The following is an 18,527-nucleotide window of genomic DNA, read 5'->3' on the forward strand; positions in this document are numbered from 1 at the left end:
GATGCTCGGACTCAATGACGCTGCCATTTTCATCATTAAAACCCTTGGCAGCCTGTACCTGCTGATCGTGCTGATGCGCTTCATCCTGCAACTGGTGAGGGCCAATTTTTACAACCCGCTCTGCCAGTTCATCGTCAAGGCCACTCAACCGCTGCTCAAACCACTGCGTCGAGTCATCCCCAGCATGTTCGGTCTGGACATGTCGTCGCTGGTGCTGGCGCTGATCCTGCAGATGCTGCTGATTGCCGTCATCCTGGCGCTCAAAGGCATCATGGTCGACCTGGTGCTGTTGGTGCCGTGGGCACTGATCGCGCTCTTCTCACTGTTTTTGAACATTCTGTTCTACGCGATGATCATCAGCGTAATTCTGTCCTGGGTAGCCCCGGGGAGCCACAATCCCGGCGCAGAGCTGGTGGCGCAGATTACTGAGCCGGTGCTTGCGCCGTTCCGCCGGATCATCCCGAACCTGGGTGGTCTCGACATTTCGCCGATCTTCGCGTTCATCGTGATCCAGCTGCTGCAAAGCTGGCTGATCCCACGCCTGGCGTTTTTTGCCTACATGCCCCAAGGGATGCTCGGCTTGATCTGATGAGCTACTTTCGCTGGGACGGTGACGACCTGATTCTGGAGTGTCACCTGCAACCGGCCGCCCGCAGCGATGATTTCTGCGGGCTGCACGGCGATCGCCTGAAAATCCGCCTGACCGCTCCGCCGGTCGAGGGCAAGGCCAATGCGTACCTGATGGCGTTTCTGGCCAAGGCGTTCGGGATTTCCAAGAGTCAGGTCAGCTTGATCAGTGGCGAGTTGAACCGGCAGAAACGGGTACGGATCTGTTCGCCGAAGAAGTTGCCCGATTTGCCGGGGCTGGATGCGCGCACAACTTGAATGCGCGTCGCCGCCGCCCCTCACCCCAGCCCTCTCCCGAGGGAGAGGGGGCCGATTTGTGGTGTTTTCGGACATTGAGTTCGACCGGGTATCTCAGGTCTTTGCAACTCATTTCAAGTCGGTCAGCCCCCTCGCCTATGCGGAGAGAGGGCTGGAATGAGGCGTTTTCAAAACTTGAGTTCGACTCGATATTTCAGGTCGATGCAACTCGTTTGAACAACTCGGTCAGTCCCCTCTCCCTCCGGGAGAGGGCTAGGGTGAGGGCAGCGCTTGCAAGCCATACACCCATTTACCAAACACCCCCGCCATTGCTTGCCGCTAACCCCACCGGTCTTTAGACTTACGCCTCATTTCAACGAGAGCAGGGTCGATGCCAGCTGCCTTTTCCCCCGATTCTGTTGGTCTGGTGACGCCGCAAGTGGCGCACTTCAGCGAAGCCCTGGCATTGGCCTGTGGTCGATCGCTCCCGGCCTATGACCTGATCTATGAAACCTACGGCACGCTGAACGCCACGGCGAGCAACGCCGTACTGATCTGTCACGCCTTGTCCGGTCACCACCATGCTGCTGGCTACCATAGCCCCGAAGACCGCAAACCGGGTTGGTGGGACAGCTGCATCGGACCCGGCAAGCCGATCGACACCAGCAAATTCTTCGTGGTCAGCCTGAACAACCTCGGCGGCTGCAACGGCTCCACTGGCCCGAGCAGTGTCAACCCCGAGACCGGCAAGCCATTCGGTGCCGATTTCCCGGTGCTGACCGTGGAAGACTGGGTGCACAGCCAGGCACGCCTGGCCGACTTGCTCGGCATCGGCCAATGGGCTGCGGTCATCGGTGGCAGCCTCGGCGGCATGCAGGCCTTGCAATGGACCATCACCTACCCGGACCGGGTACGCCACTGCCTGGCCATTGCCTCGGCGCCCAAGCTGTCGGCGCAGAACATCGCCTTTAACGAAGTGGCGCGCCAGGCAATCCTTACCGACCCCGAGTTCCACGGCGGCTCCTTCCAGGAACACAGCGTGATCCCCAAGCGCGGGCTGATGCTGGCGCGAATGGTCGGGCACATCACCTACCTGTCCGACGACTCCATGGGCGAGAAATTCGGCCGCGGCCTCAAGAGTGAGAAGCTCAACTACGACTTCCACAGCGTCGAGTTCCAGGTCGAAAGCTATTTGCGCTATCAAGGTGAAGAGTTCTCCGGACGTTTCGACGCCAACACCTATCTGTTGATGACCAAGGCGCTGGACTATTTCGATCCGGCGGCGAACTTCGACGATAACCTGGCAAAAACCTTCGAAAACGCCAAGGCCAAGTTCTGCGTGATGTCGTTCACCACCGACTGGCGATTCTCCCCTGCCCGTTCCCGGGAACTGGTGGACGCGCTGATGGCTGCGCGCAAAGACGTCTGCTACCTGGAGATCGACGCACCGCAAGGCCACGACGCCTTCCTGATTCCGATTCCGCGCTACTTGCAGGCCTTCGGCAATTACATGAACCGCATTACGTTGTGAGAAAGCCATGAGAGCTGATCTGGAAATCATCCAGGAATGGATCCCCGCCGGCAGTCGCGTGCTCGACCTCGGCTGTGGCGATGGCGAATTGTTGACCTGGCTGCGCGACAATAAGCAGGTCACCGGTTACGGCCTGGAAAACGACGCGGACAACATCGCCGAGTGCGTGGCCAAGGGCATTAACGTCATCGAACAGGACCTGGACAAGGGCCTGGGCAACTTCGCCAGCAACAGTTTCGATATCGTGGTCATGACCCAGGCACTGCAAGCGGTGCACTACCCGGACAAGATCCTCGATGAAATGCTGCGCGTGGGCCGGCAGTGCATCATCACCTTCCCCAACTTCGGTCACTGGCGCTGCCGCTGGTACCTGGCAAGCAAGGGCCGGATGCCGGTTTCCGAGTTCCTGCCGTACACCTGGTACAACACGCCAAACATCCACTTTTGCACCTTCGCGGACTTTGAAGCCTTGTGTCGCGAACGTGAAGCCAAGGTCATTGATCGGCTGGCAGTGGATCAACAGCATCGACACGGGTGGGCCAGCAAGCTTTGGCCTAATCTGTTAGGTGAGATCGGTATCTACCGGGTCAGCAGCCCGGGGCTTGCAGACCACAAGGTAGCGGTCTGAATCACCCTATTTCGAGGAGAAGATCATGGGTCGTCTAGCACTGTTTTTACTCACTGCCTGCCTGAGCGCTACCGCCATGGCCGCTGACGTCATCAAGGGCGAGCGCCAGGAAACCTTCGGCGACGTGACGGTGCACTACAACACCTTCAATTCCACCTACCTGACGCCGGACATCGCCAAAGCGGCGGAGTTGGTGCGCAGCAAGAACCAGGGCGTGATCAACGTCTCGCTGATCAAGGAAGGCAAGCCGGTGATGGCGCAAGTCAGCGGCTCGGTCAAAGACCTGACCAGCCAGACCGTGCCACTGAAGTTCAAGCAGATCACCGAACAAGGCGCGATCTACTACATCGCGCAATTCCCGGTGGACCAACAGGAAGTCCGCACCTTCGAGATCAAGGTGCAGAACGGTGACAAAATCAACACCATCAATTTCAACCAAGAGCTCTTCCCCGGCGAATGATCAACTTCACGCAACTCGTATTGGCCAGCCATAACGCCGGCAAACTCAAGGAACTCCAGGCCATGCTCGGCGACTCGGTGCAACTGCGCTCGATCGGCGAGTTCAGCAGCGTGGAACCGGAAGAAACCGGTCTGTCGTTCGTCGAGAACGCCATTCTCAAGGCCCGCAATGCCGCGCGCATCTCGGGCTTGCCGGCGCTGGCCGACGATTCCGGGCTGGCCGTTGATTTCCTTGGCGGTGCGCCGGGCATCTACTCGGCGCGTTATGCCGATGGGCAGGGCGATGTGGCGAACAACGCCAAACTGCTTGATGTCCTAAAAGACGTGCCTGAAGCCGAGCGCGGCGCACAGTTCGTCTGCGTGCTGGCGCTGGTGCGTCACGCCGATGACCCCCTGCCGATCCTTTGCGAAGGCTTGTGGCACGGCCGCATCCTGACCCAGGCCAGCGGCGAGCACGGTTTTGGCTACGACCCGCTGTTCTGGGTGCCGGAGCGCGATTGCTCCAGCGCCGAACTGAGCCCGGCCGACAAGAACCAGATCAGCCACCGCGCCCGCGCAATGGATCTGCTGCGCCAGCGTCTGGGCCTGAAATGACCGGCGAATCATCCGCGTCGTCGCTGATCTTCGGCGGCGCCGCGCAATCGCCTCGGGCGGCGCTGCCAGTGCTACCGCCCCTGGCGCTGTACATCCACATTCCGTGGTGTGTGCGCAAATGCCCGTATTGCGACTTCAACTCCCACACCGCAAGCAAGGTGCTGCCGGAAGAGGAGTATGTGGACGCCCTGCTGGCCGACCTCGATCAGGACCTGCATGCCGTTTACGGCCGCGAACTGAGCTCGATCTTCTTCGGCGGCGGTACTCCGAGCCTGTTCAGTGCTGCGGCATTGGGGCGACTGCTTAAAGGCGTGGAGCAGCGCATACCGTTTGCCCACGACATCGAAATCACCCTGGAAGCCAACCCCGGCACGTTCGAGCAGGAAAAGTTCGTCGCCTACCGGGCACTGGGTATCAATCGCCTGTCGATTGGCATCCAGAGCTTTCAGCAAGCGAAACTCGAGGCGCTGGGACGGATCCACAATGGTGACGAAGCCATCCGCGCCGCTGGCATGGCGCGTCAGGCAGGGTTCGATAACTTCAATCTGGACCTGATGCATGGCTTGCCCGATCAATCCCTGGACGATGCCTTGGGCGATCTGCGTCAAGCCATCGCCCTGAAACCGACGCACCTGTCGTGGTATCAGCTGACCCTGGAACCAAACACCGTGTTCTGGAACCAGCCGCCGACGCTGCCGGAAGACGACACGCTGTGGGACATCCAGGAAGCCGGGCAAGCGCTGCTGGCCGAACACGGTTACGCGCAATACGAAGTGTCGGCCTATGCCCTGCCCGGTCGTCCGGCGCGCCACAACCTCAATTACTGGAGTTTTGGCGACTTCATCGGCATTGGCGCGGGTGCCCATGGCAAGCTCAGCCATCCGGACGGGCGCATCATTCGCACCTGGAAGACCCGACTGCCGAAGGATTACCTGAATCCGGCGAAAAGCTTCCAGGCTGGCGAGAAAGCGCTGGGCAACGAAGAAATGCCGTTCGAGTTCCTGATGAACGCGCTGCGTCTGACTGAAGGCGTAGAATCGCGGCTGTACCCGGAACGTACCGGCATGAGCCTGCAAAGCCTTGCTGAAGGCCGCCTTGACGCCGAACAAAGCGGCTTGTTGCAGGTCGAACCGTCACGTCTGGTGGCCACCGAGCGCGGACAACTCTTTCTCAATGACTTGCTGCAGAATTTTCTGACATAAGGAAATCGAATGGACTTGGTACTCGACCTGCTCGCCACGGTATCGCGCTGGAGCCGCAGCAACCTCTCGGAAATCGCCCTGGCCCTGGTGGGCTGCCTGCTGGTGCTGTTTGGCGCGGACTTCAAAGGCTGGGTCGAGCAACGCCTGGGCAGCATCGCCGGCGCCTTGCGCGTCCCGCTGATGTCCCTGCTGTGCATGATCGGCAGCGGTGCGGCGCTGATCTATGCTACGCCGTGGATCGTCAAGGGCTTGAGCCAGTTCAACAACTACAGCCTGGCGCCGGTGTTGTTGGTGGTGTTGGTGTTGATAGGCGTAGTAGCTGACCGCCGCTGATCCTGCGGCACATACAAAACAACTGTGGGAGCGGGCTTGCTCGCGAAGGTGGTGTGTCAGACACATTTATGTCAACTGACACACCGCCTTCGCGAGCAAGCCCGCTCCCACATTTGATTTTGTGTGACGCTTAGGACTGTTTCTCGAACTTCAAATCCCAAACCCCATGCCCAAGCCGTTCGCCGCGGCGTTCGAACTTGGTGATCGGGCGCTCGGCCGGGCGCGGTACGCACTTGCCGTCTTCGGCCAGGTTGCGATAACCCGGCGCGACATTCATCACTTCCAGCATGTACTCGGCATACGGTTCCCAGTCGGTGGCCATGTGCAGAATACCGCCGACCTTCAGCTTGCTGCGCACCAGTTCGGCGAACGAAGCCTGAACGATACGACGCTTGTGGTGACGGCTCTTGTGCCATGGGTCCGGGAAAAACAGCATCAGGCGATCAAGGCTGTTGTCGGCCACACAGCGGTTGAGCACTTCGATCGCATCGCAATCGTAGACCCGCAGGTTGGTCAAACCCTGGGTGAGCACGCCGTTGAGCAGCGCGCCGACACCCGGACGGTGAACCTCGACGCCAATGAAATCCTGCTCCGGCGAGGCCGCTGCCATTTCCAGCAGCGAATGGCCCATGCCGAAACCGATTTCCAGCGAGCGCTTTGCTGCGCGACCGAACACCTGGTCGAAATCCACCGGGGCGTCAGCCAGCGGCAGCACGAACAGCGGCGTGCCCTGCTCCAGACCTTTTTGCTGGCCTTCGGTCATGCGCCCGGCGCGCATCACGAAACTCTTGATGCGGCGGTGTTGGCGCTCGTCGCCTTCTTCCGGCTGGATAGGCGTGTCGTTCGATTCAGTCATCAATGGCTCTTACTTGATCAGACCATCCAGCGGCGAAGAGGCGCTGGCATAGAGTTTTTTCGGCATGCGGCCGGCGAGGTAGGCCAGGCGGCCCGCAACGATGGCGTGTTTCATGGCTTCAGCCATCATGATCGGCTGTCCCGCGTGGGCGATGGCCGAATTCATCAGCACCGCGTCGCAGCCCAACTCCATGGAGATGGTGGCGTCGGATGCGGTACCGACACCGGCATCCACCAGCACCGGAATTTTCGCTTCTTCGAGGATGATCTGCAGGTTGTACGGGTTGCAGATTCCCAGGCCGGAACCGATCAGACCGGCCAGCGGCATCACGGCGATACAGCCGATTTCCGCCAGTTGCCGGGCGATGATCGGGTCATCACTGGTGTAAACCATCACGTCAAAGCCTTCCTTGACCAGGGTTTCGGCGGCCTTGAGGGTTTCGATCACGTTGGGGAACAGGGTTTTCTGGTCGGCCAGCACTTCCAGCTTCACAAGATTGTGACCATCGAGCAGCTCACGGGCCAGGCGGCAGGTGCGCACGGCTTCGATCGCGTCGTAGCAACCGGCGGTGTTCGGCAGGAAGGTGTAGCGATCCGGCGACAGCACTTCGAGCAGGTTCGGCTCGCCCTCGATCTGACCAAGGTTGGTGCGGCGCACGGCGAAGGTGACGATCTCGGCACCCGAGGCTTCGATGGCCAGGCGGGTTTCTTCCATGTCACGGTACTTGCCGGTACCAACCAGCAAACGCGACTGGTAAGTACGACCGGCCAGAACAAAAGGCTTGTCGCTACGAACGATGCTCATGGGGAATCCTCTTTAAGGGTGAGGGTCTTGCAGAATTCTCGGCCCATGCGGGCCATTCGGCTAGCCGCCGCCGATGGCGTGCACGACTTCGACATTGTCGCCGTCGTTGAGCGTGGTCTCGGCATGCTGGCTGCGCGGGACGATATCCAGATTGAGTTCGACCGCCACCCGGCGTCCGGTCAGATCCAGACGGGTCAGCAGGGCCGCAACGGTTTCACCGTCGGGCAGTTCAAGGGATTCGCCGTTCAACTGAATGCGCATGCCGGATGCCGCCATCATTTTTAGGGGCTGGCATTCTAGCCCGATCAGTCAGGCTGACCCAAGCCATTCGTCTTGAAATGGACGGACGCATTGTAGGAGCCGGCTTGCTGGCGATGCAGGCTACTCGGCCTGGCTGTTTCACCGCATCGCCTTCATCGCCTGCAAGCCGGCTCCTGCAGATCAGGACAATCGGTAGGCAGCCAGACCCAGAGATAGCCAGCCTATCAGAAACGCCAGGCCGCCAAAGGGCGTGATGATGCCGAACTTGCTCACTCCGGTCAGCGTCAACACATAGAGGCTACCGGAGAACAGCAGGATGCCGATGGCAAACGATGCGCCGGCCCACGTAACCAGGCGCCCCGGGATCTGCGTGGCCAGCAGCGCCACGCCCAGCAGCGCCAGGGTGTGCACCAGCTGATAGGTCACGCCGGTATGGAAAATCGCCAGATACTCGGCACTCAGACGGTTTTTCAGGCCGTGAGCGGCAAAGGCACCCAGGCCGACACCGGTGAACCCGAAAAAAGCGGCCAACATCAAAAAGCCACGCAGCATGAAGAACTCCAGTCAGTGTCGAGCAACAGGGTCTGTATAATGGCCCGCTCAACGGGTTCGGCCAAGCCATCTCTATGCTGCGTATTTATTTCCGTCGTTTCACCAAGGCCGTGCTGTGGTTCATGGGCGGCAGCGTTTTGCTGGTGCTGATTTTTCGCTTCGTTCCGCCACCGGGAACCGCACTGATGGTTGAGCGCAAGATCGAATCCTGGTTCGATGGCGAACCCATTGACCTGCAACGCACCTGGAAGCCGTGGGATGAAATCTCCGACGACCTGAAGCTGGCTGTGATTGCCGGTGAAGATCAGAAATTCCCCGAGCACTGGGGCTTTGACTTCGGCGCCATCCAGAAAGCCCTCGCCCACAACGAGCTCGGCGGCACGATCCGTGGTGCCAGCACCCTGAGCCAGCAAGTCTCGAAGAACCTGTTCCTGTGGTCAGGCCGCAGCTGGCTGCGCAAAGGTCTGGAAGCCTGGTTTACCGCGTTGATCGAGGTGTTGTGGCCCAAGGAACGGATTCTGGAGGTATACCTCAATAGCGTCGAATGGGATGACGGGGTGTTTGGGGCAGAGGCTGCAGCCAGGCATCACTTCGCCATCAGCGCAAAAAATCTCAGCCGCCAGCAATCGAGTCTGTTGGCCGCCGTACTGCCAAACCCACGCGTTTGGAGCGCGAGTCACCCGACCAACTACGTCGCACGTCGGGCCGGATGGATTCGGCAGCAGATGAGTCAGTTGGGTGGCGATAGTTATCTGGCGGGCTTGAACGCTTCGCGCCGTGCGCCCTGGTCCCAATAGCCGATCACGATTTTCGGACACAACTTGCGGTGTGTCAGCGACGGGTGTAGCGGTTGACACGACGCCTTCGCGGGCAAGCCCGCTCCCACAGGGACCAAGGTGAATCTGTGAATGAGTACAAAAAAAACGCCCCGATAAATGACCGGGGCGTTTTTTATTGCCAGTACGCAGCTTATGCGGCGATCGACAACTTGAGCTTGTTCATCGCGCTCTTCTCAAGCTGACGAATACGCTCGGCCGACACGTTGTACTTCTGTGCCAGGTCGTGCAGCGTGGCTTTTTCTTCTGCCAGCCAGCGCTGGTAGAGGATGTCACGACTGCGGTCGTCCAGCACTTCCAGCGCTTCGTGCAGGTTGTGATTGGAGTTGTCGCTCCAGTCGGCGTCTTCCAGTTGACGGGCCGGGTCGTACCGGTGGTCTTCCAGATAGTTGGCCGGCGACTGGAAAGCACTGTCGTCATCCGCTTCGGCAGCCGGATCGAAGGCCATGTCATGGCCGGTCAGGCGACTTTCCATCTCGCGCACTTCGCGAGGCTCTACACCGAGGCTTTCGGCCACACGATGGACTTCCTCGTTGTTCAACCAGGCGAGACGCTTCTTCTGGCTGCGCAAGTTGAAGAACAGCTTACGCTGGGCCTTGGTGGTCGCGACCTTCACGATACGCCAGTTGCGCAGGATGAATTCGTGGATTTCCGCCTTGATCCAGTGCACGGCAAAGGACACCAGGCGCACGCCCATTTCCGGGTTGAAGCGCTTCACGGCCTTCATCAGGCCGACGTTACCTTCCTGGATCAGGTCCGCCTGAGCCAGACCATAGCCGGAATAGCTACGGGCGATATGTACGACAAAACGCAGGTGGGCGAGCACCATCTGCCGAGCCGCCCCCAAATCCTGCTCATAATAGAGACTCTCGGCCAGTTCACGCTCCTGCTCCGGCGTCAGCAATGGAATGCTGTTCACCGTGTGCACATAGGCCTCCAGGTTCGCACCCGGGACCAGAGCATATGCAGGTTGCAAAGAATTGGTCATACGAAAAAACCTCCCACTTACAAACTCGTGCAGTTCAGCACTGCGAAAATTGACCGGAAACCGAAAGACAAGTTCCCAAAAACGCTGAAAGGTCAATACGAGCAAAATGATACTACTTAGGCGCAAGCTCCCTCAGGTGGCGTGCGACTGCAATCCATGCACCGATATACCCCAACAGCACCGCGCCAAGCAAGAGAGACAGACCATCGGCAACTGGTACTCCGGCCAGCGCGAAATCACTGCCGTACAAACCGGCCAGCCCAACCACCGCGTCGTTCAGCCAGTCAAGGCCAAATGCCAGCACGCCCCAGGAGAGAATCCCCGCACCGAAGCCATACAGCGCGCCCATGTACAGAAAGGGCCTGCGCACATAGCTGTCAGTGCCGCCGACCAGTTTAATCACTTCTATCTCTGTGCGGCGGTTTTCAATATGAAGACGAATGGTATTGCCTATCACCAAAAGTAATGCAGAAACCAGAAGCACGGTCAGACCGAAGACAAAACGGTCACCCAGCTTGAGGATGGCTGCCAGACGCTCGACCCAGACTAAATCAAGTTGCGCCTGTTGTACCTTCGGCAGCTCGGAAAGTTGTTGTCGTAATGCTTCAAGCGCGGGCTTGTCGACCTCTTTCGGCGTCACCAGCACCACCCCCGGCAGCGGGTTTTCCGGTAGCTCCTTGAGCGCCTCGCCCAGACCGGACTGCTGCTGGAACTCTTCCAGCGCCTGTTCCCGGCCGACGTATTCCGCGTCGGCCACGCCAGGCATGCCCTTGATCTGTTCACGCAGCGATTCGCCCTCAGCGGAGCTCGCGTTAATTTCCAGATACAGGGAAATCTGCGCCGCCCGCTGCCAGGACCCGCCCAGGCGCTCGACGTTACTTAGCAAAAGTGACAGCCCCATGGGTAAACTCAGGGCCACCGCCATCACCAGGCAGGTAAAGAAACTGCCGATCGGCTGCTTGCCCAGGCGGCGCAGGCTGTCCAGCAAGCTGGCACGATGGCTTTCGACCCACGCACGAAACAATGTGGAAAAGTCCGGCCCGTCGTCATCGTCGTGTTTTTTCTTCTGCGGCTGCGGATCGGCGGCTTTCGGGGCCACTCGCTCGGAAACCTTGGGGCTACGTGTAGCACTCATACGGCAGCCTCCCCGTCGCCGATCAATCGACCGCGCTGCAGCGTCAGCATGCGGTGGCGCATGCGGGCAATCAGGGCCAGGTCGTGGCTGGCGATCAGCACGCTGGTGCCTAGGCGGTTGATGTCTTCGAATACACCCATGATTTCCGCCGCCAGACGCGGGTCGAGGTTACCCGTTGGCTCGTCCGCCAGCAGCAAGGCCGGACGATGGACGATGGCGCGGGCGATGCCGACGCGCTGCTGCTGACCGGTGGACAGGTCGCCGGGGTACAAATCAGTTTTGTCCGACAGCGCCACGCGCTCCAGCGCCGAGTCCACGCGTTTGACGATCTCGGCCTTGGACAGGCCGAGAATCTGCAACGGCAGCGCAACGTTGTTGAAAACGGTGCGATCGAACAGCAACTGGTGATTCTGGAACACCACGCCGATCTGCCGGCGCAGGAAAGGAATCTGCGCGTTGCTGATGGTGCTCAGGTCTTGCCCGGCGAGCAGCAGTTTGCCGCTGGTCGGGCGTTCCATGGCCAGCAACAGCCGCAACAAGGTGCTTTTACCGGCGCCGGAATGGCCGGTAACAAACAAAAATTCGCCCCGACGGACTCGAAAGCTCAGCTCATGCAAGCCCACGTGACCGTTCGGGTAGCGTTTACCGACCTGTTCGAAACGAATCATGAACGCTCCCGCTCGGCAAACAGTGCCTGGACAAAGGGTTCTGCTTCAAAGGTACGCAAATCGTCGATGCCTTCACCGACGCCGATATAGCGAATCGGCAAGCCGAACTGCTTGGCCAGGGCGAAAATCACCCCACCCTTGGCCGTGCCGTCGAGCTTGGTCAGCGCCAGGCCAGTGAGTGCGACGGTCTGGTTGAATTGTTTGGCCTGGTTGATCGCGTTCTGGCCGGTGCCCGCATCGAGGACCAGCAGCACTTCGTGCGGCGCGTCGGCGTCGAGCTTGCCGATGACCCGGCGAACCTTCTTCAGCTCTTCCATCAGGTTGTCTTTGGTGTGCAGGCGACCGGCAGTGTCAGCGATCAGCACATCGATGCCACGGGCCTTGGCCGCCTGTACGGCGTCGAAGATCACCGAGGCCGAATCGGCCCCCGTGTGCTGGGCGATCACCGGAATCTTGTTGCGCTCGCCCCAGACCTGCAACTGCTCGACCGCCGCCGCGCGGAAAGTGTCGCCCGCGGCGAGCATGACTTTCTTGCCTTCGAGCTGCAGCTTCTTCGCCAGTTTGCCGATGGTGGTGGTTTTGCCGGCCCCGTTGACGCCGACCACCAGGATCACGAACGGCTTGTTCTGCGAAGTGATTTTCAGCGGCTGCTCGACCGGCTTGAGCATGGCGGCCAGCTCGGCTTGCAGGGATTTGTACAGGGCATCGGCATCGGCCAGTTCCTTGCGTGCGACCTTCTGGGTCAGACGCTGAATGATCACCGATGTCGCTTCGACGCCAACGTCAGCGGTCAACAGACGGGTTTCGAGGTCCTCGAGCAGTTCGTCATCAATGGCCTTGCGGCCCAGAAACAAGCTGGCCATGCCTTCGCCGATGCTGGCGCTGGTCTTGGACAGACCCTGCTTGAGGCGGGCAAAGAAGCCGGCCTTGGTTTCTTCGCTACGAACAGGTTCGACGGGCGTCTCAGCAGTCGCGTCAGTGACCACTTCGACCGGAGCGGTGACCGGCGCAGACGCTGGAGCAGGCACCGGTACAAAGGCTGGAGCGGATGCAACTGGAGCAACCGGCTCTGGCTCTGGCTCTGCGTATGAATTGGCTACAGCCTCGACCACTACCGGTGCGGGTGCAGATGTAGATTTAGATGCAGGCGCAGGCTCAGCCACGGTGGCAGGTGCAACGACCTGCTCAACAACCGGCTCAACGACAGGCTCAACAACTGCCTCAACAACCGCCTCAACGACAGGTTCCTGAACCGGCGCTGGTATGAATGCTGCCGGGGCTGGAATGGGTGGCGTCACGTGCGGCGCCTGATCATTTACAACCAGCGCCACCTGCTCTTCCGCCACCGGCAATGTCAGCCAGGGCTCGGCCGCTGGCGCTTGCGGCGATGGAGCGGCGACTTCAGCGACCGGTTCAGGCCGGGCTTCGAGCGTCGGCTGCAACACAGGTTCGGCAAGTGGCAGGACAACCGGTGCAGGCGCTTCTTCTATTACGGGTGCCGGCGCGGGCTCGGAAATGGGCTGTGGCTGTTCGACGACGGGTTCCTGCGGCTTTTTGCGCAGCCATCCGAACAGGCTTTTTTTCTCGCCAGCCGCAGCTGGGGTCTTCTTGTCGTCGTTGGAACCAAACATGGAGGACGGCTATCTCACGGTAGCGACGCGCCAATGGCGCCTCGGCAAATAAAAATTCGATGCAGAACAGACTGCGATTGATCCAGCTTGTTCACGCTCAACATTTTGTCGAGGTGCAAATGGCACCTTACAAAAAACGATTCACGAAGGACTGAAGCGGCAAAATCGGCGAAAAAGCAGAGTTTAGCTGATAAACCATAGCCTTCCGCCGCAAACCCATACAACCTGATCAAGCTTCGAGGCCTGATAGGCGTGGCCGCCAGTAAAACGGATCAGTATCCTAGCACCCTCTCGCCCGCTGACGCTAAGACCAAGCGGGCAGCCCCAAAGGTTTAAAAACGAATGAATGCTCTAGCCCGCCGCGCCGCAGGCCTGCTGCTCAGCACAGTTTGCCTGCCCCTTTCGGCCCTGGCTGCCGACCCGCAACCCACCCACGAATTCACCTTGGACAACGGGCTGAAAGTTGTCGTGCGCGAAGACCATCGCGCACCGGTGGTGGTTTCCCAGGTCTGGTACAAGGTCGGCTCCAGCTACGAAACGCCTGGTAACACAGGCCTGTCCCACGCCCTGGAACACATGATGTTCAAGGGCAGCGACAAGGTAGGCCCGGGTGAGGCTTCGCTGATCCTGCGCGACCTGGGCGCCGAAGAGAACGCGTTCACCAGCGATGACTTCACCGCCTACTACCAGGTGCTGGCCAAGGATCGCCTGGGCGTCGCTTTCGAACTGGAAGCCGACCGCATGGCCAGCCTGCGCCTGCCCGCCGACGAGTTCAGCCGCGAGATCGAGGTCATCAAGGAAGAACGGCGCCTGCGCACCGACGACAAGCCGATGTCCAAGGCCTACGAACGCTTCAAGGCCATGGCCTACCCGGCCAGCGGCTATCACACCCCGACAATCGGCTGGATGGCTGACCTGGAACGGATGAAAGTCGAAGAGCTGCGCCACTGGTACCAGACCTGGTACGTGCCGAACAACGCCACGCTGGTAGTCGTCGGCGACGTCACTGCGGACGAAGTCAAAACCCTGGCCCAGCGTTATTTCGGCCCTATCGCCAAGCGCGATGTGCCGGCAGCGAAAAAACCGCTGGAACTGGCCGAGCCGGGGGAGCGCCAGATCACCCTGCATGTGCAGACCCAACTGCCCAGCCTGGTGCTGGCCTTCAACGTGCCCAGCATTGCCACCGCCGAAGACAAGCGCCTGGTCAATGCCCTGCGCCTGATCTCGGCCCTGCTCGACGGCGGCTACAGCGGACGCATTCCGACCCAGCTTGAACGCGGCGAGGAGCTGGTGTCCGGCGGTTCGTCGAGTTACGACGCCTACACCCGTGGCGACAGCCTGTTTACCCTGTCGGCAACGCCAAACACCCAGAAACACAAAACCGTCGCCCAGGCGGAAGCCGGTTTGTGGAAACTGCTCGAACAGCTGAAAACCACGGCGCCATCCGCTGAAGAGCTGGAACGCGTGCGTGCCCAGGTCATCGCTGGCCTGGTCTACGAGCGTGACTCGATCACCAGCCAGGCCACTGCCATCGGCCAACTGGAAACTGTCGGCCTGTCGTGGCAATTGATGGACACCGAACTGGCCGATCTGGAAAGCGTAACTCCGGAAGATATCCAGAAAGCCGCCAAGCTGTATTTCACCCGCGAACGTCTCAGCGTCGCCCATGTACTGCCACTGGAGACGACTCATGAGTGAGCATAAAAAAACCCGTCTGACCCTGATCGGCCTGATCGCCGTCGCCCTGATCGGCTCCGCCGCGTTCTACTTGTTGCGTTCCGGCGACACCAACGCCAGCGAGGCGCTCGACAAGGCCAAGGCCAGCCAGAAACTGCAATCTTTGGCCGAACTCAACGGCAAGGCGCCGGAGCATCGCCAGCTGGACGTGCAAACCTGGAACACCGCCGAAGGTGCCAAGGTGCTGTTTGTCGAAGCCCGTGAGCTGCCGATGTTCGACATGCGCCTGATCTTCGCCGCCGGCAGCAGCCAGGACGGTGACGCACCGGGTCTGGCGCTGCTGACCAACGCCATGCTCAACGAAGGCGTGGCCGGCAAGGACGTTGGTGCCATCGCACAGGGCTTCGAAGGCCTGGGTGCCGACTTCGGCAACGGCGCTTTCAAGGACATGGCCGTCGCGTCCCTGCGCAGCCTCAGCGCCACGGACAAACGCGAACCGGCCCTGAAGCTGTTTGCCGAAGTCGTCGGCAAGCCGACCTTCCCCGCCGATTCGTTTGCGCGGATCAAGAACCAGATGCTCGCCGGTTTCGAGTACCAGAAGCAGAACCCCGGAAAACTGGCCAGCCTGGAACTGATGAACCGCCTGTACGGCGACCACCCGTACGCCCACGCCAGCGATGGCACGGCGAAAACCGTACCGGCGATCACCGTGGCTCAGATGCAGGCATTCCACGCCAAAGCCTATGCCGCGGGCAACGTGGTGATCGCGCTGGTCGGCGACCTGTCCCGCGCAGAAGCCGAAGCGATTGCAGCCCAGGTTTCCACCGCCCTGCCCAAAGGCGCGGCCCTGCCGAAGATTGCACAACCGAGCGAACCCAAGGCCAGCATTGGCCACATCGAGTTCCCGTCCAAGCAGACCACCCTGATGCTCTCGCAACTGGGCATCGACCGGGACGACCCGGACTACGCAGCGTTGTCCATGGGCAACCAGATCCTCGGTGGCGGCGGCTTCGGCACCCGCCTGATGAGCGAAGTACGTGAAAAACGTGGCCTCACCTATGGCGTGTACTCGGGTTTCACTCCGATGCAGGCGCGCGGCCCGTTCATGATCAACCTGCAAACCCGCGCCGAAATGAGCGAGGGCACCCTGAAACTGGTGCAGGATGTACTCGCCGACTACCTTAAAACCGGCCCGACCGAAAAAGAGCTCGACGACGCCAAGCGCGAACTGGCCGGCAGCTTCCCGCTGTCCACAGCCAGCAACGCCGATATCGTCGGCCAGCTCGGCGCCATCGGTTTCTACAATCTGCCGTTGAGCCATCTCGAAGACTTCATGCAGCAGTCCCAGAGCCTGACCGTCGAGCAAGTCAAAGCCGCACTGAACAAACACCTGAGCACGGATAAAATGGTCATCGTCAGCGCTGGCCCGACCGTGCCGCAAAAGCCGTTACCGGCCCCTACTGATAAACCTTCCGAGCAGCCGCTCGGGGTTCCGGAGCATTAATGGCCAGTCCAAAAAAACCCGCCAAAAACGTCCATAACGGCGTGAATCAACTGCGCATCATCGGCGGCGAATGGCGCAGCCGCAAACTGAGTTTTCCCGACGCTCCGGGCCTGCGCCCGACGCCGGACCGGGTGCGTGAAACCCTGTTCAACTGGCTCGCGCCTTATGTACCGGGGGCCAAGGTCCTTGACCCGTTTACCGGCAGCGGCGCGCTGTTCCTCGAAGCACTGTCCCGTGGCGCAGCCATGGGCCAGGCGCTGGACGCCAGTAATATCGCGGTATCCAGCCTGAAGGAGCACCTGGGCACCCTGCGCTGCACCAACGGCCAGGTGCAGACCGCCGATGCCCTGCGCTACCTGGAAACCCAGACAGCAACGGCTTACGACCTGGTGTTCCTCGACCCACCGTTCAACCAGAACCTGTTGCCCGCCGTTTGCGCCCTGCTCGAAGAGCGCCAGTGGCTGGCCGAGGAAGCGTGGGTGTACACCGAAAGCGAATCCGCACCGTCGACTCTGGGCCTGCCGGGCAACTGGCGCCTGCATCGCGAGCAGAAATCCGGGCGCGTGTACTACTCGTTGTGGCAGCGCAATTGCTTAGAGGGCGCATAATCCGGATCCGGCCGGAGACCCGCCCGGCCGGAGTCTACTGCTGTTGTAATGTGAAATAGTTGACCAGTGGCCGCAGCTGAAGGTGTATGGGTACCTTGTTCAGGCGAAATGACTCGCAAGCACTGAAAAGGAATCTCAACGCATGAATACTCGAGCAACACTAATAGAGCGCACCCTGGACAACGGTATGAAGATCATTGTCCGGGAGAACCCGCTGGCAACCGACGTTTCCTGCCAACTTAACTACAAAGTCAGTTCCCGCGACGAGTCCACTGACAATGCCGGCATCAATACGGTGATGTTCCGCACTTTACTAAAAGACTCCACCATCGGTTTCCCTGAAGACGGTATCCGTAAAAAAGGATTTTTTTTCGATGATTTCAGCTCGGCGACTCAATACATCCGCCCCGACCAACTGGATCAGGCCTTTGAGCGTTATTGCAGAGTCATGATCTCCCCCGTATTTACCAAAGAGACGTTGATCCGAATAATTGAAGCCGATCAAAAGTCGCAGAAAGAAAATCGTTATCACGTTTCTGACCGTTGCAATCCCACCCCATTTAGCGCACTTGTATTCCCTGTCAGTGGTTATGGTAATCCTCCATACCCTACACCAATCAGTGCTGCACAGATCGACCTCCAACAAGTGCAACAGTGGCATCAGCAATTCTACTCGCCAGAAAACGCCATCTTGGTCATTGTCGGCAATGTGAACGCAGAAGAAGTTGCACGTCTGGCTACGAATTATTTCAACGCAGTTCCCGCCAGATCGACTGAGCGGACCTCCGATCGACAAGAACTTCATGAGCCTGGCCAGCGCTACATCGAGCTGCAAATGGACACAAAACTGCCCAGACTGTTGGTGGCCTTCAACTTGCCAGGAATTATCGATCCCGAAAACCGCAAAACAACCCCGGCACTGGAAGTCCTCGCTGCTTTACTGGACCAAAACATTACCAATCGCTTGGTCGCATGCTCCGGCAATTGCGTCTACACCCCAGTACGATACGCGAGTGTTTTCAAAATTTTTGTTACAGCCATGACCTGCGATCAATCCTTGAAAGAACTGGAAGTGGCGCTGAATCAATGGCTCCAATCGATCAAAGACGGCACGCTGTCCAAAGGGGAGCTGGATGCTGCACGTGAATCTGCCCTCTCAGAGCTGGCCGCCCAACAGGGTCAGAACGACTTGCTGGCTTATCAACTCAGCGTGCAGGAGGTCAATCAACTGCCGCTCACCGACCTCGACCAGAAACGCCAGGAACTGCTGAATGTTGCACTTGCGGACATCCAAAGCGCGGCCAGTACTTATTTCACTCCTCAACGCATGACCGTTGCCCATATCTTGCCCATGCAAGAACCGGCACATTAATTCGATCAGTTGGGGGGGCATACT

The 18,527-nt window shown here is 59.7% G+C and carries 21 protein-coding genes; 13 read left to right on the forward strand and 8 right to left on the reverse strand.

Annotated elements, in window-relative coordinates:
• Position 1: 1 nt before the first annotated feature.
• The 8 genes from AC07OG_RS00580 to AC07OG_RS00615 all read left to right on the forward strand — a co-directional run bounded on the left by AC07OG_RS00580 (position 2) and on the right by AC07OG_RS00615 (position 5,611).
• Positions 2-589, forward strand: a complete 588-nt coding sequence (locus AC07OG_RS00580; RefSeq protein ID WP_060542412.1) for a YggT family protein — start codon at positions 2-4, stop codon at positions 587-589.
• Complete coding sequence (locus tag AC07OG_RS00585) at positions 589-885, forward strand: DUF167 domain-containing protein (protein ID WP_495065976.1); 297 nt, start codon at positions 589-591, stop codon at positions 883-885. Before AC07OG_RS00580 ends, AC07OG_RS00585 begins: the two co-directional genes overlap by 1 nt.
• Positions 886-1,255: 370 nt before the next feature.
• Positions 1,256-2,395, forward strand: a complete 1,140-nt coding sequence (metX, locus tag AC07OG_RS00590; protein ID WP_495065977.1) for a homoserine O-succinyltransferase MetX — start codon at positions 1,256-1,258, stop codon at positions 2,393-2,395.
• Between the two features lie 7 nt (positions 2,396-2,402).
• Positions 2,403-3,023, forward strand: a complete 621-nt coding sequence (gene metW / locus AC07OG_RS00595) for a methionine biosynthesis protein MetW (RefSeq protein ID WP_060542415.1) — start codon at positions 2,403-2,405, stop codon at positions 3,021-3,023.
• Between the two features lie 25 nt (positions 3,024-3,048).
• Positions 3,049-3,483, forward strand: coding sequence for a DUF4426 domain-containing protein (locus tag AC07OG_RS00600; protein ID WP_218423641.1), 435 nt, complete (start codon positions 3,049-3,051; stop codon positions 3,481-3,483).
• The gene (gene rdgB / locus AC07OG_RS00605) at positions 3,480-4,076 is read left to right on the forward strand and encodes an RdgB/HAM1 family non-canonical purine NTP pyrophosphatase (protein ID WP_495065978.1); all 597 of its coding nucleotides are present in this window, start codon (positions 3,480-3,482) and stop codon (positions 4,074-4,076) included. The genes AC07OG_RS00600 and rdgB overlap by 4 nt, the downstream gene beginning before the upstream one ends.
• A complete protein-coding gene (gene hemW / locus AC07OG_RS00610) occupies positions 4,073-5,278 on the forward strand; it encodes a radical SAM family heme chaperone HemW (RefSeq protein ID WP_060542418.1) in 1,206 nt (401 codons plus the stop codon). The genes rdgB and hemW overlap by 4 nt, the downstream gene beginning before the upstream one ends.
• Before the next feature lie 9 nt (positions 5,279-5,287).
• Complete coding sequence (locus AC07OG_RS00615) at positions 5,288-5,611, forward strand: DUF3392 domain-containing protein (protein WP_060542419.1); 324 nt, start codon at positions 5,288-5,290, stop codon at positions 5,609-5,611.
• A gap of 130 nt (positions 5,612-5,741) precedes the next feature.
• Here AC07OG_RS00615 and trmB read toward each other — a convergent pair whose 3' ends face one another.
• The 4 genes from trmB to AC07OG_RS00635 form a co-directional block, all read right to left on the reverse strand.
• A complete protein-coding gene (gene trmB / locus AC07OG_RS00620; protein ID WP_060542420.1) occupies positions 5,742-6,467 on the reverse strand; it encodes a tRNA (guanosine(46)-N7)-methyltransferase TrmB in 726 nt (241 codons plus the stop codon).
• 9 nt (positions 6,468-6,476) lie between these two features.
• On the reverse strand, positions 6,477-7,271 hold the full coding sequence (locus tag AC07OG_RS00625; protein WP_060542421.1) for a thiazole synthase: 795 nt from the start codon (positions 7,269-7,271) through the stop codon (positions 6,477-6,479).
• 60 nt (positions 7,272-7,331) lie between these two features.
• The gene (gene thiS, locus AC07OG_RS00630) at positions 7,332-7,532 is read right to left on the reverse strand and encodes a sulfur carrier protein ThiS (RefSeq protein WP_162237401.1); all 201 of its coding nucleotides are present in this window, start codon (positions 7,530-7,532) and stop codon (positions 7,332-7,334) included.
• A gap of 180 nt (positions 7,533-7,712) precedes the next feature.
• Positions 7,713-8,084, reverse strand: a complete 372-nt coding sequence (locus tag AC07OG_RS00635; protein ID WP_060542422.1) for a DUF423 domain-containing protein — start codon at positions 8,082-8,084, stop codon at positions 7,713-7,715.
• A 74-nt stretch (positions 8,085-8,158) separates the two neighbouring features.
• Here AC07OG_RS00635 and mtgA point away from each other — a divergent pair, with 74 nt between their 5' ends.
• The gene (gene mtgA, locus AC07OG_RS00640) at positions 8,159-8,881 is read left to right on the forward strand and encodes a monofunctional biosynthetic peptidoglycan transglycosylase (RefSeq protein WP_060542423.1); all 723 of its coding nucleotides are present in this window, start codon (positions 8,159-8,161) and stop codon (positions 8,879-8,881) included.
• A 172-nt stretch (positions 8,882-9,053) separates the two neighbouring features.
• On the opposite strand, the gene rpoH is transcribed toward mtgA, so the two are convergent.
• The 4 genes from rpoH to ftsY all read right to left on the reverse strand — a co-directional run bounded on the left by rpoH (position 9,054) and on the right by ftsY (position 13,342).
• Positions 9,054-9,908, reverse strand: a complete 855-nt coding sequence (gene rpoH / locus AC07OG_RS00645; protein WP_007897890.1) for an RNA polymerase sigma factor RpoH — start codon at positions 9,906-9,908, stop codon at positions 9,054-9,056.
• Positions 9,909-10,020: 112 nt separating this feature from the next.
• On the reverse strand, positions 10,021-11,043 hold the full coding sequence (gene ftsX / locus AC07OG_RS00650; protein WP_060542424.1) for a permease-like cell division protein FtsX: 1,023 nt from the start codon (positions 11,041-11,043) through the stop codon (positions 10,021-10,023).
• Positions 11,040-11,711, reverse strand: a complete 672-nt coding sequence (gene ftsE, locus AC07OG_RS00655) for a cell division ATP-binding protein FtsE (protein ID WP_060542425.1) — start codon at positions 11,709-11,711, stop codon at positions 11,040-11,042. The genes ftsX and ftsE overlap by 4 nt, the downstream gene beginning before the upstream one ends.
• Positions 11,708-13,342 (reverse strand): signal recognition particle-docking protein FtsY, encoded by a 1,635-nt coding sequence (gene ftsY, locus AC07OG_RS00660; protein WP_495065979.1) that lies wholly within the window; start codon positions 13,340-13,342, stop codon positions 11,708-11,710. The genes ftsE and ftsY overlap by 4 nt, the downstream gene beginning before the upstream one ends.
• A gap of 342 nt (positions 13,343-13,684) precedes the next feature.
• Here ftsY and AC07OG_RS00665 point away from each other — a divergent pair, with 342 nt between their 5' ends.
• The 4 genes from AC07OG_RS00665 (at position 13,685) to AC07OG_RS00680 (ending at position 18,503) form a co-directional block, all read left to right on the forward strand.
• Positions 13,685-15,040, forward strand: a complete 1,356-nt coding sequence (locus AC07OG_RS00665) for a M16 family metallopeptidase (protein ID WP_495065980.1) — start codon at positions 13,685-13,687, stop codon at positions 15,038-15,040.
• Positions 15,033-16,523, forward strand: coding sequence for a M16 family metallopeptidase (locus AC07OG_RS00670; RefSeq protein ID WP_495065981.1), 1,491 nt, complete (start codon positions 15,033-15,035; stop codon positions 16,521-16,523). Before AC07OG_RS00665 ends, AC07OG_RS00670 begins: the two co-directional genes overlap by 8 nt.
• Positions 16,523-17,131, forward strand: a complete 609-nt coding sequence (gene rsmD / locus AC07OG_RS00675) for a 16S rRNA (guanine(966)-N(2))-methyltransferase RsmD (protein WP_495065982.1) — start codon at positions 16,523-16,525, stop codon at positions 17,129-17,131. Before AC07OG_RS00670 ends, rsmD begins: the two co-directional genes overlap by 1 nt.
• Before the next feature lie 142 nt (positions 17,132-17,273).
• Positions 17,274-18,503, forward strand: a complete 1,230-nt coding sequence (locus tag AC07OG_RS00680; RefSeq protein WP_495065983.1) for a M16 family metallopeptidase — start codon at positions 17,274-17,276, stop codon at positions 18,501-18,503.
• Positions 18,504-18,527: the final 24 nt, after the last annotated feature.

Source organism: Pseudomonas sp. GW821-FHT09H03, from assembly GCF_059415945.1.